This window comes from Photorhabdus thracensis (assembly GCF_001010285.1).
In the GTDB taxonomy this organism is placed as follows: Bacteria; Pseudomonadota; Gammaproteobacteria; order Enterobacterales; family Enterobacteriaceae; genus Photorhabdus; species Photorhabdus temperata.
Genome location: NZ_CP011104.1, coordinates 835,609 through 853,114 on the forward strand (window position 1 = coordinate 835,609; position 17,506 = coordinate 853,114).

At 45.4% G+C, this 17,506-nt stretch carries 11 protein-coding genes and 2 pseudogenes; 7 read left to right on the forward strand and 6 right to left on the reverse strand.

From position 1 onward, the window contains the following. Positions 1 to 38: 38 nt before the first annotated feature. The 5 genes and pseudogenes from VY86_RS03455 to VY86_RS26395 all read right to left on the reverse strand — a co-directional run. On the reverse strand, positions 39 to 1,148 hold the full coding sequence (locus VY86_RS03455) for an ISAs1 family transposase (protein ID WP_046973751.1): 1,110 nt from the start codon (positions 1,146 to 1,148) through the stop codon (positions 39 to 41). Between the two features lie 460 nt (positions 1,149 to 1,608). Further along, positions 1,609 to 2,778, reverse strand: coding sequence for an RNA-guided endonuclease InsQ/TnpB family protein (locus VY86_RS03460; RefSeq protein WP_046973933.1), 1,170 nt, complete (start codon positions 2,776 to 2,778; stop codon positions 1,609 to 1,611). Between the two features lie 215 nt (positions 2,779 to 2,993). Continuing rightward, positions 2,994 to 4,420, reverse strand: a protein-coding gene (locus VY86_RS03465) for an IS1182 family transposase (RefSeq protein WP_158020014.1) whose coding sequence is annotated in 2 segments (ribosomal slippage) — positions 2,994 to 3,820 and positions 3,820 to 4,420 — 1,428 coding nt in all. Because the reading frame shifts where the segments join, the coding sequence is not laid out codon by codon here. A 130-nt stretch (positions 4,421 to 4,550) separates the two neighbouring features. Next, positions 4,551 to 5,090, reverse strand: a complete 540-nt coding sequence (locus tag VY86_RS03470) for a dihydrofolate reductase family protein (RefSeq protein ID WP_046973934.1) — start codon at positions 5,088 to 5,090, stop codon at positions 4,551 to 4,553. A gap of 85 nt (positions 5,091 to 5,175) precedes the next feature. Next, a pseudogene (locus VY86_RS26395) lies at positions 5,176 to 5,409 on the reverse strand (IS630 family transposase); the annotation flags it as partial. A gap of 70 nt (positions 5,410 to 5,479) precedes the next feature. Between VY86_RS26395 and VY86_RS03475 the strand changes: the two are divergent. Beyond that, positions 5,480 to 6,484 (forward strand): IS110 family RNA-guided transposase, encoded by a 1,005-nt coding sequence (locus VY86_RS03475; protein WP_046973935.1) that lies wholly within the window; start codon positions 5,480 to 5,482, stop codon positions 6,482 to 6,484. A 235-nt stretch (positions 6,485 to 6,719) separates the two neighbouring features. Here VY86_RS03475 and VY86_RS23940 read toward each other — a convergent pair. Beyond that, a pseudogene (locus VY86_RS23940) lies at positions 6,720 to 7,148 on the reverse strand (helix-turn-helix domain-containing protein); the annotation flags it as partial. Positions 7,149 to 7,709: 561 nt separating this feature from the next. Between VY86_RS23940 and VY86_RS03485 the strand changes: the two are divergent. The 6 genes from VY86_RS03485 (at position 7,710) to VY86_RS03510 (ending at position 17,272) form a co-directional block, all read left to right on the forward strand. Continuing rightward, positions 7,710 to 8,213 carry a sigma-70 family RNA polymerase sigma factor gene (locus VY86_RS03485; protein ID WP_023045152.1) on the forward strand — a complete coding sequence of 168 codons (504 nt, stop codon included), beginning with the start codon at positions 7,710 to 7,712 and terminating at the stop codon, positions 8,211 to 8,213. Between the two features lie 12 nt (positions 8,214 to 8,225). Continuing rightward, positions 8,226 to 9,203, forward strand: coding sequence for a FecR domain-containing protein (locus VY86_RS03490; RefSeq protein WP_046973936.1), 978 nt, complete (start codon positions 8,226 to 8,228; stop codon positions 9,201 to 9,203). Between the two features lie 87 nt (positions 9,204 to 9,290). After that, entirely contained in the window at positions 9,291 to 11,864 is a 2,574-nt protein-coding gene (locus VY86_RS03495) for a TonB-dependent receptor (protein WP_046973937.1), read from the forward strand. Positions 11,865 to 12,737: 873 nt separating this feature from the next. After that, entirely contained in the window at positions 12,738 to 13,823 is a 1,086-nt protein-coding gene (locus tag VY86_RS03500; RefSeq protein WP_046973938.1) for a PLL family lectin, read from the forward strand. A 759-nt stretch (positions 13,824 to 14,582) separates the two neighbouring features. After that, positions 14,583 to 15,668 (forward strand): PLL family lectin, encoded by a 1,086-nt coding sequence (locus tag VY86_RS03505; protein ID WP_046973939.1) that lies wholly within the window; start codon positions 14,583 to 14,585, stop codon positions 15,666 to 15,668. A 488-nt stretch (positions 15,669 to 16,156) separates the two neighbouring features. Next, positions 16,157 to 17,272, forward strand: a complete 1,116-nt coding sequence (locus VY86_RS03510) for a PLL family lectin (protein ID WP_046973940.1) — start codon at positions 16,157 to 16,159, stop codon at positions 17,270 to 17,272. Positions 17,273 to 17,506: the final 234 nt, after the last annotated feature.

Below are 17,506 nucleotides of genomic sequence, written 5' to 3' on the forward strand. Positions count from 1 at the left end.
GACCAAAGAGCAGGGCACGAGCATACTTTGACTGCTATTCATCCAAAGAAAACTCTTGCCCGATAATCATCGCACCAACCCGCTTTTTTAAGCTTGTTCCTTTGGCTCGGTGCCCCGCAATCGCATTGTTTGACCAGATTCAGGACGATACGACGGAATAAGGCCAGATTCTCAACTGCACCCTCCAGAACAATTCGTGAATCATCTTCTTTAAAGACCACATCAAGAATATAGTGCTGGGTATTTTCAATCCGCCAATGCTGGCGAATATAATATCCCAGTGATTTATGCTTGGGCGAAAGGGAACTCACATAATAAGACGTGTCCACCGTTCCTTTGCCATTTTGTGTCCGGTGACGTTCTACGGCGATAATGCTACGAATGGTCGGCCATTTCTCGATTAATTCTGCCGTAAATTGGGGCTTTAACTGAAACACATAACGCTCTTCACGCCGGCCATGGGCTTCTTGCTTAACTTCCGTGATAATTTTTTCTTTACCGGCATCAAACACCGCCTGAAATTGCGATTGGACGGCTTCCCACAGATGGGGTTGATTTTTTTTCACCTGAACCACGACATGGGCTTTCTTTTCGCTGATTTTTTCCAGCGTTTGGCGCTGACAATGCAAAGCATCCAGCGTGACGATGCTGCCTTTCAGGTCAAGGATATCCAACATCTGCCGCACGATACTGATTTCCCCGTTTTTCGTGGCAGTGGCTTTCTGGCTCAGGACTAATCCTTGTTCCGTATCATATGCCGTGACCAGTTGGACGGCGTTTTGCTTTTCATTACGGTAGGCGCGTCGCAGAACTTTTCCATCGAAGGCAATGACCGGTTTCCCTGCCTGTTCACGTTGTTCATTGATCCAGTTGAGCAAAGCCTCCAACAGCGAATCAAGTTCAATAGCGCGCACAATTCTGGCAACCGTGTGTCGGCATGGTATTCCACTGAGAAAGGGGCGATATTTTTTCAGCCACGTAATTTTGGCCCGACCATAAGTTTCAATATCTTGCCAACCTTCAGCGCCAGCGAGAATGGCGCTGATGACAAGAAAAATAACATCAATCAGCTCGTATTGACGATTGATGTCAGAACGAGTTTCTTTCACAACGGTTAAATGTTCAATCAGGGTCTGGTTCGGATTCATGGGCGAGTATTAAAAAGAAAAATAAGGAGAATAAGATCATATAATTACGGTTCATTCAAGGGGGGGGGGTAAAAAAGTATGCTCGCGCCCTGGACCAAAGAGGAACCCGAGATCCCTCACCAGATATATGAAGTCGCCGCGTTATAATTAACAAAAATCCAGATTAAAAAATATGGTTTTAGCTAAATCTATTACTGAAAATAGTATTCAATAGAGATAGGAACAATCAAGCAATCGCCGTAATTTCTCAATAAGTACACAAAGTCTTATGAATATAAGTAATTGAATTCATAACAAGCGACAAATTCCACACGATAATGTGGGCAGGCAAATGCCAAGCATACTATCCATAGAATTGGATCTGTTTACTCGAAAACAGAGTAGCTTTGCATGCAAGTACAACCCAGACATACAAAGGTGACTGCTCCCCGCCGTAAAAAACGGCGAGGCTTCCCACTTCTCAGGCCGCAACCGTCTTTATGACGGATTTACGCTGGCCTCCGTGGGCAGAGACGACGAGCCCCGCCGCCTGTAATTCTCTCGTGCCCTTGCTCTGGATGTTGAGCGCCGCATTGATATCGCGATCATGTTCGACTCGGCAGAAAGGGCATTGCCAGATCCGCTTATGCAGCGGCATTTCCGGCATTTTGTAACCGCAGCAATGACAGGTTTTCGAACTGGCGAACCACTGATCCAGTTTGACCAGATGGACGCCCGCTGCTGCGGCTTTGTATTCCAGTTTCTTGATGAAACCATGCCAGCCCGCATCCCCGATAGCGCGGGCAATGCGGTGATTCTTCATCATGTTGGCCGATTTTAGTGTCTCAACAATGAGCGCTTGGTTTTCGTCAACCATTGTCCGAGAGAGTTTGTGTTGAAAATCGGTGCGGGCATTGGCTACCCGCTCATGGACTGCCGCCAGACGTAATCGGGCCTTGCCGCGGTTAGCACTGCCCTTTTGTTTGCGGGACAGCGATTTCTGCTTTCGACGCAGGTTACGGGTGGCGTTGATAAGGTGACGCGGGTTATTGACCTTCTCTCCGGTCGACTCGATAAGATAGTGGGACAAACCCATATCGCAACCGGTCACGCGGGTGATAACGCCCGGCTTTTCCGGCGCATCCCGACCATCGTCACACAGGATAGCGGCGAAATATTTTCCCGTGGCGGTGCGAGAGAGCGTAATGCTCTTCACCTCCCCTTCAATTTTTCTGTGTATGCACGCTTCTATCGGTGACAATTTCGGGATCTTCACTGCGCCCTCCAGCACTTTCACCCCAACACAATGGTAACTGGATTGCCTGCCCTGTTTGCGTTTGAACGTGGGAAATTGGGCGCGCAACTTCGGATTGAAGAAATTATCAAATGCGGTATGCAGATTGATCACCGCCTGCTGTAACGCGATGGCGTCATATGTCTTGAGCCAGGCATACTTGCGGGATTTCTTCGCGACCGCCAGTAACGGTTTGAGGTCTTTGCGCGGATTTAAACTTACGCCGTGACGTTTGTAAGTATGCTTTTTGATGTACAGCGCCTTGTTGTACGCAAAACGGACCGCACCGAACTGGCCATTAAGATACTCGGCCTGTTCGGGTGTGGGGTAGAGGCGGACTTTGGTCGCTCTTAACATATTCAACACTCATTGATAAAGTGCATTCATTTTAGCCTGTTTTACCGGCAGATATCAATTCAGTCAGGAGACGTCGCAGTAGCCCGCCTTAAAGCCCTTTGGGCTTTCAGACCGCTGACAAACCTCGTTGAAAATAACGGGATTTGTTCCTTTCATTGTGAATCATAATGCCATCCATTTTCCTCATTAAGCCAATTTAATCGCCCGACAAGGCGTTATTTTCGCTTCTCCTGCAATGAAATGCTCGCTCTCCAGAGATAAAAACAACAAAGCATTGCGACCAGCAAGGCTATCTTCTTGATATTTTGGGCTGTGGCTGCCAAAAGACACTGTATTTGCACTTTTTGCAACCCACGGAAACGGGCATAGCGGTGCCCGTGATGTTGCTTCGCATCTGCAAAACTACGCTCTATCGTCTCCTTTCGCCGCTTGTAGGTTTTTTTACCCCACTCCGTTAGCCGGTTTTCCCTGGCCTGCTCTTTACTGTCCTCCCAGACATGACGGGTTATCTTTTTGCCCCCTTTGGCCTGCGTACAGGACGCGCGTTTCGGGCAATACTGGCAGATATTCGCCGCGGCCTGATAATGCCGGTATCCCTCTCGGCTGGTTGTTTTATAAATCAACTTTTCGCCCTGAGGGCACACATAGCAGTCCTCCTGCTTGTCATAGGTAAAATGTTTTTTCTGGAAGACGTTCGACCCCTTATTCGGACGGCGGTAACCGATTATCGGCATGACACCTAACTGTTCCGTTAAGTAACAAACCGGGGCCGTAAAATAGCCCGCATCCAACCCAACCGCGAGGGGATTGAGGGCAAAACGCTCTAACTGACGCGTCAAGCGCTTGATAAAAGGCTGGCTATCGTGGACATTACCCGGTGTGGCGTAGGTATCGGTGATAATACCGACTTGCCCATCCACGGTACGGTGGTCAAGGTAAAAGAACCCCCTGGGTTTGTTGGTCCGGTGCATAAACCCGCTTTCCGGATCAGTGGTACTGACCTTCGTCTTTCTCTGCCGTTCCTTTAGGGCTGGCTTCAGGCTTTTTTTCCGGCTGCCGCCCGGTCTTCAGTGACGGCTTTATCCAGTGCATCAAAATAGGCGCCGGGGGGAACCGGCCGCATGACATTCTCCGATTTATGCGGATTGGCACTGGCTTTCAGGTGGGTGCTGTCGGTATAGAGTACGCGTCCGCCCACGAATCCTTTGGCCATCGCCTGTTCAACAATGTGGTCAAAAATCTGCTGGAAGACCGCGGTATGATTGAAACGGCGGCGGCGGTTCTGACTCAGGGTTGAGGCATCAGGGACCTTCTCTGTCAGTCCGAGGCGCAGAAACCAGCGGTAAGCCACATTAACCTGAATTTCCTGAACCAGACGGCGTTCACTGGGGACGCCAAACAAGTAGCCGAGTAACATCATTTTAATCAGCATGACCGGATCGATAGCAGGACGGCCATTATTGTGGCAATACAACGGGGCGACTAATTCGCGGATAAATTCGAAATCAATGGCAGCATCGACTTGACGGACCAAATGATTTTTAGGGACCAGCTCGTCAAGCGAGAGCGTTTCTGGCGGGAAAGTCTGGAGAGGGGGGGTCTTAACATGGTGGCAAGCTCCGTTGAGTGAACGGAACTTAATTAAAACAAAATGCCGGATAAAAAACCAGCACTTTGTCAATAATCTGAAAGCCCTTTGGGCTTTTCGCCTGATATCCCCGCCCGCACTGGGCAAGGGTTTACGGCGGTTTTTGCTAATTATCATTACAAGCTTAACCTATATTTACATCCAACAGGATTTCAATGGCACCGCTACGTAAAAAACGTTGAGTTTTAGGTGTAACACTCAATTTTTCACTCACAGGAAGAACTTCAATACCTACTCCTAAAAATACCGGAATCGTGGTCAAGAATACTTGCTGTAATTCACCAGCCTCAGCAAAATACGCAGCCGTTTTACCGCCTCCCACTAACCAGACATTTTTACCATTAGCCGCTTTCTTCGCCACAGCAGCAATATCTCCTGCTGCTTTATTGGTTATGGTAATATTCAGCCCTTCATGCTTTGGCAATGTCCGATGAGAAAGAACAAATGCGGGAATATTTTTGTATGGCCAATCATCCGATGAATTTGCCATTATCCATTCGTATGTTCCTGAACCCATAATCACAGCACCAATACCTTGGTAAAAATCATCATAAGGTGTTGCGTCATCTCCAAGCTCAAACTCATCCAACCAATCCAGACCGTGGCTATTATTAGCAATATAACCGTCTATTGTCGCAGCGACATAATAAATTAGTTTCGGCATTATTTTTTCCTATCAAACACGATGTTAAGACACTATGTTTCCAACATTATAACAGTCAAAATTTTTTTAAACTTACACCAAAAGTTTTGTTGTAACCCGCCCCATCCACAATAAGATGAATTGTTCGGCTTCCTGTTGTTTTTACTGTTTTTTTCTCGCCTTTTTGCATCCAATCCTAACTGAGTTTGGTACCTTGAGTCGGGTGAACAGCGTCAAGAAAAAGGATGGGTTCGTCTTTCGCTGTGACTTTAAGATTTTCATAATATTCAATAAATTGTCTCTGTTTTTCTGCATCGAATTTATGAGGGACACTACAAGGTTAATGAGATGGTCACCCCCACCCTGTGAGAGGTACGCTAGCAGGGTATTTTATTTTAGAGGGAACCATCATGCAAAACGTTACGCTTATTGGTATCGATCTCGGTAAACATTCCTTCCATGTCCACTGTCAGGACAGGCAGGGTAACGCCCTGCTGCGTAAGAAGTTTTCCCGCACTCAGCTTATTAATTTTCTCGGTTCCTGCAAGGCTGCAACCGTAGTGATGGAGTCCTGCGGTGGGGCGCACTTTATGGCTCGCCGGATCGCTGATTTAGGCCATGAGGCAAAGCTGATTTCTCCGCAGTTCGTCCGTCCTTTTGTTAAGAGTAACAAGAACGATTTTGTCGATGCTGAAGCTATCTGCGAGGCAGCTTCCCGGCCCTCCATGCGCTTTGTGCCCCCCCGCACAGAAGACCAACAGGCGATGGCCGCCCTCCATCGCGTCAGAGACTCACTGATACGGCAACGCGTTAAAACCACCAATCAGATGCACGCTTTTTTGCTGGAGTTCGGCGTCAGTCTGCCGCGCGGTATTGCCGTGATACGACGTCTGGCCGCTGTGCTGGAAGAAAATGACTTTCCGCCTTATCTGGCAAGGGTTCTGAGCAGACTCCACAGTCATTATGTTTACCTCAGCGGAGAAATTGAGGAAGTCGATAAGGAACTGAAAACGCATCTGGTGGAAGATGAAACCGCGCAACGCCTGCTGACCATTCCTGGCGTTGGGCCGGTAACGGCGAGTCTGTTAGCCATGCGGCTGGGGGACGGTAAAAACTATGCCAGCAGCCGTGACTTTGCGGCTTCAACAGGGCTGGTTCCCCGCCAGTACAGCACGGGTGGAAAAACGACACTGATGGGCATCAGCAAGCGGGGTGATAAAAATCTGAGGCGGCTGCTGGTACAGTGTGCCAGGGTCTTTATGCAGCGGCTGGAGCATAATCCAGGGCGTCTGGCAGAGTGGGTGAACAGGCAGCTTGCCCGCCATCACTCGAACGTTGTGGCGTGCGCACTGGCGAATAAACTGGCACGAATAGCCTGGGCCGTTACGGCACATCAGACGGTGTTCATTAAATAAAAGAGCCAACGAAAAACTGCGTTAGCTCAGTAAGTTAAGCAGTTACCATCTGGTTTTGCGACGACAGATAATTGATGACATGAACGGCATATCGGCCTGCTGATGAACCTGATATAAAAAATGGCTCTCTGAAGCCGACCGGTTTTTAAGGTTCGGCAGGCACGGAACTCATCGTGGCGCGGGCATGACTGCTCACCAGACGCCGAATAGATTTACGCAAGCCCACCATACATCAAAATTTGTGTTGCAAAAACGGGGGTGACCATAGATTTTTATAAGAAAAACCCTGACAGTGTAGCCATTTATTCATGCCTGGAATGCTAAAGGTAATATTCCAGAGCTGAGTAACATAGGCCACGATTTCATGTGTGTGATGGAAAAGATTTTGAGATAAGTGGTTGATTAAAAAATCAGTTTGCTTTCAAGAAAGTAAACTATCAGACCCCCATTATCAGATTTAAGTTTACCTTGATTGAGGTAATCGCTGATATAGCGGTCAACGGTGGTCTGATGGAGCCGCAATACCTGGGCTATCATCACGGAACTCCCCCCCTTCAGAAGCCAGAAGGATAGCTTTTATTCTATCACGTACCTGACCATCACGAGTTGTGTCGTGAAGACGTTCAAGTTTGATTTTTTGTTCTGATGTGATAAATATTTTCATGGCAAGAATAATGATCTCCATTTCGTATAAAATCAAGCATCTTCAATGATTACGGGTATATATCCTATTCGACGCTCCATATTGCAAAGAGGAGCATAGAAAAACAGTTTCTCATATCCGTCAACGTAAATCTCATCGTTTTTTCGATGTCGCCTGAACACAGATTAAAAAATTCTCAGAATTAAAAGAAGAAGTAAAATGCATTACTAAACATAAATATCAATATCCAACCAATAGATTAGAATAATTTCCCAAGATTATACGGGGAAATTATATTTTCTACTGTAACTTTCTCCATATTACATTCTATTTAAGTACTTAATATATTAGCCATTGTAATATATTGATGCAAAATAATTCTGTCACACTATAAAAGAGTACCTATTCTTAAATTCTCGATCGCATATTTAAAGCTTGTATAATTTAGCCTTGCTAATGACAAATAAAAAACCAATCTGATCAACGTATCCCCGAAAATTATTTATTGGTAACGGAGAGTAATTACCTGTAACATACCAAAAGTGATAATGATTTGCATTTACATTGTAAAATGGCATGAAAATGACCGTTAATGCTTTAGATACTCAAAAGATCCAGTGGATGTACGTCCACAATCATGATTGGCTATTCCGTTGGCTTAAGCATCGTCTTCACTGCGATGAAACCGCCGCAGACCTGGCTCAAGATACTTTTGTTAAATTACTTCGCTCGCCTCTGCCACAGCAGTTAAATGAACCTCGTGCCTATATCGTCACTATCGCTAAGGGGTTGATGATTAACTGGTATCGCCGTCGATCACTTGAACAATCCTATCTGGATCTGCTCGCCAGCCTGCCCGAGCAGCTTATTCCTGCACCAGAGCAGAGACTTATTATCCTCGAAACGCTTCAAGAAATTGATATGATGCTTAGTCAACTCCCCACGCCAGTGCAGACTGCCTTTTTGCTCTCCCAGATAGAGGGAATGAAATATGAAGATATTGCAAATCACATGAATATTTCACTATCTACGGTAAAACGCTATATGAAACAAGGTTTTTATCAGTGCCTGATAGCGATGGCATAGAGAGATTGATATATGGCTTCCACCAATACATCTCACTCATTAAGTACAACCTCTGAAACGATACTTGCAGAAGCCGCAGAATGGCTGACCATTCTAAATGACAGTCACGTCAGCGAAGCTGACCGGGATGCCTGTGCCGCCTGGTGTGCACAAAGCCCAGAACATGCCCAAGCTTGGGAGCGTGCGCAATGCCTGTTAGCACGGTTACATCACCTGCCGCCTCATATCGCATCACCTTTGTTGAGCAATAAACGTCCCCTTGCCCGCCGCGAAGTCATCAGAAAACTCTCTCTTATGTTGTTAATACCGACTGGAGCATCGTTCTTCTGGCAATCCGATCAATTTAAGCTTCTAACTGGCGATTATCACACCGCTACAGGACAAATACAGCGCTGGTCATTGCCAGACAGCGGTCAGCTAACGTTAAACACACAAAGTTCAGCGGATGTTTATTACGACGATACCCAGCGGCTTGTTCATTTAAAATTGGGGGAAATGTATATTGAAACCCATAAAGATAGCCACCAGCCGGTACGCCCATTTAAAGTACGAACCAAACAAGGCACTATTGTGGCGTTGGGTACAAAATTCAGCGTCCGCCAGCAAGCCTCCCACACTCAGGTGAAAATAGCAGAAGGGGCAGTTCGTATTATTCCAGATAATGGTTCACCACAAATATTGTATGCCGGAGAAGCAACACATTTCACTCCGTTTGCCGTTTCCCCACCGCATCTCAGATCAGCAATATCACTAAGTTGGTTACAAGGTATGATAGTGGCTGATAATTTGCCGCTGGCAACGGTGATTGCTGACCTGAATCGCTATCGCTCCGGTGTGATCCGTTGTGATGATGCAGTGGCAAATCTGCGGGTTTCTGGCGCCTTTCCTATACGGGATACGGATTTGGCACTGCGTATGCTATTACAGACCTATCCGCTCTCAATGCGCAGCCTGACTCGCTACTGGATTACCCTCTATCCACCCAATTAATAAAAATAATTATTTTTACTGACACTTTTTTCAATCTCATACGGCATAGAGACAAAAGAAGCTTAAAAAGCGATGGAGAAATTGCTTATGCCATATCATGTTAACTGTCAGGGATCACAACCACGCCGGCAGAAAAAGTCCTTAACTACATTGTTACTTCCATTGATGCTGCTGTCGGTACAGCCTATTTATGCGGCTACACAACCCGAGACCGTTTATTCCGTCAATATTCCGTCGGGGGCATTGGGAAATTCTTTGTCCCGTTTTGCGGCTCAAACAGGTACGGCGTTCTCCTTTGACCCGAATTTAACCAATGGACTGACAGCACCTTCACTAAACGGCAGCTTTACCGCCCATGAAGGTTTGGTACAACTGCTCACAGGCAGCCATTTACAACTGTCCCAACGCACCAATGGCAGTTATACGTTAGTAAAAATAGTAAAAAATATGACCAAAAAAGGTGCAATAACACTGAGCCCCCTTGCGGTAACAGGCAGTCGCGGGTACTCAGGTAATGAGCCATTACGTTTCGATAGCACCACCATCAAAGGTAAAGATATCGAAAAATTTGGTGTAATCCACCCTGTTGATATATTTAAAACAACCCCAGGCGTATTGTCTGGTGAAGCACGCAGTTCAGGCAGCCTGGATGTGAATATACGGGGCCTGCAAGGACAAGGCCGGGTCTTAACCACTGTTGATGGCGCATCTAACCAGACTGCCCTGTATCGTGGTTATCAGGGTGTCTCCAATCGTTCCTTCATTGATCCCGATTTCATTGGCCGGGTAGACATCAGCAAAGGCCCGACAGGAAAAGGCGGTATGGGAGCCATTGGGGGTGTCGTGGAGATAAAAACCATCGAAGCCAGCGATATCCTGCTTGATGGGCAAAAAATCGGACTTCGTCTAAAGGGAAGTCTATTGAACAACCATTCTAATCCTGACGATTATCAACGTAATGACTGGCCATCCCCATCAAAAACCTCTCTCTTTGATGCCAGGAATCGAACCGGGAGTATTGTTTTCGCAGTGGCCGAACCTTCCTATGAATTGCTGTTTGGTGCTTCTCAGCGCAAACGTGGTAATTACCATTCGGGTAAACACGGGCCAGGAGCCAGGGAACGTGGGATGCCGGGTTACCTGTGTCAAAGCGATCCGCAGGATTGCCTCATTCCACAATTCAGTGAACAGATGGCAGGTTATTCGCTGTATGCAATGGGAGATGCCGTTCCTAACACTTCTGAAGATAGTCAATCGTTACTGGGTAAAGGAAAAATTCGTTTTGGTGATGGTCATGAAATCTCCGCTATCGTTAGCCATTATCAAAATCTCTACGGAGAATCTTATGTCGCGGATATGGCAAACCTGAGCCAAACATTCATGATCTTAGATCAGGGTCCACTGACACGGCTCAACATGAACAGACACAGCCTCAATTATAAATGGGAGCCGTCATCAAATCCTTGGATTAATTTGGACATAGGCGTGTGGCAGACACGAGTTAACGATCGCCCCCGAACTTCAAATAATACCCTCGGCGATAAAAAATTCATGCGTACAGTAGGGATGAATCTGAGTAACACCTCATTATTTGAGCTTTCAATGCAAGATATTGAGTTGAATTACGGGGCCAGCTTTATTCGTGAACGCACAGGCCCAAGCGAAGGAAAATGGGAGTATGCCGTTAATCGGGAAGGAGAGCGTAAGGAAGGCCATCTTTTCCTAAACGGCAGCTATATGCTTACTGGACGCCTTACCTTAATGGGTGGATGGGATTACAAATCCTATCAAGTCGAAGATTATAGTCCAGTACCTTCTCTTCGTCGGAAACTGGCCTCAGGAAAAGTAAACAACAAGCAGGATCACGCTCATGGTTACTGGGCAGGCGCTAAATTTGAACTGAATAATGAAACTGCGCTACACGCCAAATATACCTATGCGCCACGCTTTCCATCAATGGTTGAAGGTATTCGTGGCTACATGATGAGTGTTGACGATTATATAAAACCTGAAATTTCAAAAAATATAGAATTCGGGCTGACATCACGTTTCCCGGGTGTGATTGCTGACAATGACAGTTTCGATATCAAAATATCCTACTTCGATAATCGGGTGAAAGACTATATCAACCGGTCATGGATGGATGATTACTGGAGTATGTATATCAGCAATATTAAAGCCGCGAAATTCGCAGGATTAGAATTAGCAAGTGTTTACCACAGTGATCATTTTGATGCGCGTTTATCTATGAATTACTATACGAAAGTCAGATTCTGTACTGAAAATGAAGGTTGTGTCGCTCGCAGCCTCCCTTCGGATTATGCCACTAACCATATTCCGCCTAAATATGCTGTATCACTCGATCTGACACGAAAATTTCTAGATGACAAAATGTCCATCAATGCAAGAGTCTCACATTATGGTCAACGATCTGTACCCGCAGCAAAACCGGAGCAAGGTTCCGCTCCCCTGCTGGCCCCCATTATTTGGCGACCCGCAACGGTGGCAGATATCTCTCTGACCGCCCGAATGAATAAACATGTCGAGTTTGAGTTTGGTGTGGATAATATCTTCGACAAATATTATATCCAGCCTCTCAGCCTAGGTTATATTCCATCGCCGGGAAGGACATTCCGTGCCGGGATCACAACTTACTTTTAAATCAATTAGTTAAAATAAAGGCATATCACTGAGCTGATATGCCTTTTTCTGACAGAACCCTATTTATCCCCGTGAACACAGGGAACACTTTTCGATTCTATCCTTAATACATAAAAGATAAGGTCCATTCCCGAAAATACGGAAAACACACACAAGTGGCTTATTTATAAATATCTTAATAGAATAAAAGTTTTACTAAGTTTTTAAAGGACTACATAGCAATAAATTTGAAAATCAAAACCAAATTTACAAATTAAATCCAAATTCTACCTATATAAGATTATAGAACGCACAAGTAATTAGTTTATTTAAGTTGTTATTATCAAGCCATTAATAAATATAATTTCAAATAAATCTACCAAATAATTTCGTTTTGACATTAACAATTCCCGCTTAATTTTAATATGTATCAAAATTTTTTTATCAATATAGGAAAACCATTCTTCCCTGATTGGATAAATTCCCCCTCCTAATTAGCCGTTTCCTGTATCTGACAACTCTTATTTCGAATAAAAACAGAATAACCATGATATATACCCTATAGATTTCAAGATGCATCGCGACAGCAAGGGAGCGAATCCCCGGGAGCATAGCGAACTATGTGACCGGGGTGAGCGAGTGCAACCAACAAAGAGGCAACTTGAAAGATAACGGGTATAAATATATTATTAATAGAAATACAGGGTGACTTTCAAATAAAAATAGTTCATCTTCAATTAATTACTTTAGAATGTTCCAATGTAAAAATACATATCAACAAATGGGTGTTTATAATATATAATTATATTTTCTTGACGCTCTACTGATCAAAATCTTACTTATTAAATTACCATTTGATGAATCTGAAAGATTATTCTTTTATGAGGTATACATATGAAAATAAATTCTGCTGAAACATTAAATTTAAATAATGCCCGGAATTCCATGACCGCGTTATCCGGAATTGTCTCGGTGGGAAAAAACGCCGATAATCGGCTCGAGGTTTTCGGAGTGGGTCCTGACAATGCCGTATGGCACAATTGGCAAACGGTATCACATACAGGCACCACCGTATACGGTTGGAGCTCGCTTCAAGGAAAAGCGACCAGCAAACCCACCGTTTACCTCAGTTCAGACGGTCGATTGGAAGTATTCGTACGTGCCGCGGATAATGCGCTATGGCATAACTGGCAGTTCGCTCCCAATTCCGGTTGGTCAGGCTGGAATTCTTTAGGTGGCTGGATGACCAGCGACCCGGCGGTATGTATTAACTCTGATGATCGGCTTGAAGTCTTCGCGCGCGGCTCCAATAATGCTCTCTGGCGCATCCGGCAAACAGTTGCCCATCACAATCATTGGTCAGACTGGGAGTCGCTAGGTGGCGTGATCACCAGCAACCCAGCAGTATTCAACTCCGATGGCCAGCTTAAGGTCTTTGCACGCGGTTCCGATAACGCACTCTGGTACATCCAGCAAACGGGACACTCTGGCTCGTGGTCAACATGGAGCTCATTAGGTGGCGAGATTACCAGCGATCCAGTGGTATTCAGCAACTATGATGGTCGGCTTGAGGTTTTTGCGCGCGGCACCGATAACGCTCTCTGGCACCTCTGGCAAAAGGAATACGCGGGTCCGTGGTCTAACTGGAGCTCATTAGGTGGCGAGCTCACCAGCGACCCAGAGGTAAATGTCAACTCTGATGGCCGGCTTGAGGTCTTTGCGCGCGGCGCCGATAACGCTCTCTGGCACCTCTGGCAGACAGTAAAACGCTCTGGTTCTTGGTCTAACTGGTCCTCATTAGGTGGCGAGATTACCAGCGCCCCAGTGGTGACGAAGAGCGCTACCGGCCAGTTTGACGTCTTTGTACGCGGTACTAATAACGGACTCTGGATCATCCGGCAAACCGAACCATCCACACAATCGTGGACCACTTGGACATGCCTCGGCGGTTCTTTGATCAATGCTTCAGCAATCAAATAATCTGTAAGAATCCGGCTTTGCACAAGACGAACGTAACCTTCTGGCCTGATGCATAAAGAAAACATTCACAGCCCCGCATCGGCCAGCTTATTCAGATCCTCACAATTTAACTCTATTGATTACAACCAAGTTTGCAGATCTCTTCCGATTTGAAAATCAAAACCGAACTTACAATTTAATTTAAAATTCCATCTATAAGTTTATAAAGCGTATAAGTAATTAGTTTATTTAAATTGTTATGATTGAATTATTAGTAAATATAGTTTCAAATAAACTCACCAAATAATTACATTTCACCATTAACAGTTTCAATTTAATTTAAACATGTATCAGAATTCTTTTATCAATATGGAGAAAATTACTCTCCTACCGGTTTGCCAAGGCTACCAACTTCATTAGCCATTTCCTGTACCTGACAGTTTTTATTTCGAATAAAAACAAAATAATCGTGATATGAATATAATATTAATAGAAATACAGGGTGACTTTCAAATAAGAAATAGTTTATGTGTAATTAATCATTCTTAGATGATCGTATGCAAAAATACATATTAACACATAGGGTTTTATAAAATAGAATCACGTTTGTTGGACACTTAATAAATTAAAAATTAGCTTCAAATAAAGTATTAATCATTTCTCTTCTTAATAAAAAACAATATGCATAAATGAGAATATCAATCTACAAAATTAAATATCTCGTTCATTAAATTACTATCAAGTTAACCTGAAAAATTAATTTTTTAATAAGGCATACATATGAAAATAGACTCTGTTGATACATTAAATTTAGATAATACCCCAAATTATGTAACCGCATTATCCGGAATTGTCTCAGTGACAGGCAGCGCCTATGGTCGGCTCGAGGTTTTCGGGATAGGTACTGACAACGCAGTGTGGCGTAATCGGCAAACAGTACCAAACACCGACTCTTCCTGGTCCGGCTGGAGCTCACTTGGTGGAGGAGTCACCAGTAAGCCCGCTGTTTACCTCAATGTGGACGGTCGATTGGAAGTATTCGTACGTGGCACAGATAATGCGCTATGGCATAACTCGCAAACCGCCCCTAATGCGGGTTGGTCAGGCTGGCAGTCACTGGGTGGTGGGATCACCAGCAACCCGGCAGTATATGTCAACTCCGATGGCCGGCTTGAAGTCTTTGTGCGCGGCGGCGATAACGCTCTCTGGCACATCTCACAAACCGTACCCCATTCCAGTTCGTGGTCGAGCTGGCACTCTCTGGGTGGTACGATCACCAGCAACCCAGCGGTACATATCAACTCCGATGGCCGGCTTGAGGTCTTTGCTCGCGGTGCCGATAACGCTCTCTGGCACATCTCACAAACCGTACCCCATGCCGGTCCGTGGTCGAGCTGGCACTCTCTGGGTGGCGGGATCACTAGTGATCCAGTGGTAGTCGGCAACTCTGATGGTCGGCTCGAGGTTTTTGTGCGCGGCGGCGATAATGCTCTCTGGCACATCCGGCAAACTGTTCCCCATGCTGGACCGTGGTCAGCCTGGCAGTCACTGGGAGGTCGGATCACCAGCAACCCAGCGGTATATGCCAACGCCGACGGCCGGCTTGAGGTCTTTGCTCGCGGCGACGATAACGCACTCTGGCATATCTGGCAAACAACAGCGCACACTGGCCCATGGTCTAGTTGGGCCTCATTGGGTGGCGTAATTACCAGCGCACCAGAGGTGGCGAAGAACGCTGACGGCCAGCTTGAAGTCTTTGCACGCGGCGGTGATAACGCACTCTGGCATATCAAGCAAGGTACACCATCGTGGTCTGTTTGGGCATCTCTCGGCGGCACGTTGATAGACGCTTCAGCGATCAAATAATCGATAAAAAACCAGCTTCGCATAAGAGAAGCATAACCTTCTGGCCTGACGCACAAGGAAAACATTCACTAAATCGCATCGGGCCAGTGGCACCTAAAATAGATTCTTGGTTGAATATGTTTGGAAAGCAATATCTAACAGAGTAACCCCTTGGTTGTCAGATGTATTGAATGAAATTAAAACAACCATGAAAAAATATATTTTCAAATATAAAAAAATGAAACTTTAAAACAGAAAAATAATTCACTTATAATCTATTGTTTTTTAATTGCCGTATGTAAAATATATATAAACGCATGGGGTTTTATAATGTAACATCACATTTACCTGACACCTTAAAGATCAGAAATCAGCATCAAATAAAATATCCACCATTTCTTTTTTAATAAAAAACACAAGCAAGAATATTAATATAAAAATTAAATATATTGCTTATTACATAACTATGTTATTAAGTCTAAAAAACTATTCCTAAAAAGGATATATACATGAAAAAAGAATCTATTAATACATCAGGTCCAGATAATACCGAGTCATATGTTGCAGACGAAATCAAAATATCCAACGAAAGCACCTGGATGGCGTTATCCGAAATTTTCTCAGTAGCAGGCAACGCCGATGGCAGGCTCGAGGTTTTCGGTGTGGGCACCGACAATACAGTGTTGCACAATTGGCAAACGGCGCCAAACACCAGCACCTCCTGGTCAGGTTGGAACTCGCTTAATGGGGAAGTGGTCAGCAAACCCGCCGTTTACATTAATTCAGACGGCCGACCGGAAGTATTTGTACGTGGCACAGATAATACGCTATGGCACAACAGGCAAATCGCTCCTAATTCCGGTTGGTCAGGCTGGCAGTCTTTGGGAGGTGCGATCACCAGCAACCCGGTGATATATGCCCACTCTGATGGCCGGCTTGAGGTCTTTGCGCGCGGCTCTGATAATGCTCTCTGGCACATCTGGCAAACAGCTCCCGATTCCGGTCTGTGGTCTGGTTGGCAATCACTAAATGGCGTGCTCACCAGTGATCCAACGGTACATGTCAACGCCGATGGTCGGCTTGAAGTCTTTGCGCGCAGCAACGATTATGCTCTCTGGTACATCAGGCAAACGGCTTCTCATACCTATCCCTGGACAAACTGGCAGTCACTTAGTGGCGTGATAACCAGCAACCCGGTGGTGATTAGCAACACTGATGGTCGGCTTGAGGTCTTTGCACGTGGCTCTGGTAACGCTCTCTGGCACATCTGGCAGGTCGCTCCCAATTCAGGTTGGACAAACTGGCGGTCACTGTCTGGTGCGATCACCAGTAACCCAGCGGTACATATCAACGCCGATGGACGGCTTGAAGTCTTTGCGCGTGGTGCCGATAACACACTCCAGCACATCTGGCAGACGACAACATCTGGTTCATGGTCTGACTGGGCTTCATTGAATGGCGTGATTACCAGTGCACCAGTGGTGGCGAAAAACGCTGACGGCCAGCTTGAAGTCTTTGCACGCGGCAGTGATAACGCACTCTGGCATATCAAGCAAGGTACACCATCGTGGTCCACTTGGACATCTCTCGGCGGCACGTTGATCGACGCTTCAGCAATCAAATAATCTGGAAAAACCGGCTTCGCACAATACATACACATACGTAATTTTCTGGCCCGATGTATTAAAGGAAAACATTCACTGAGTCGCATCGGGTCAGTGGTACGTAGTAAGAATGGTAGCAACGCAATCGCAAAATATTGATCCTTATTTCTGTTCCATTCAGATTCTTATAATTTACCCAAGCCAATTTTCGAATTGCTTCCAAATTTTACCTGTGTAATTTTATAGAACAAAAAA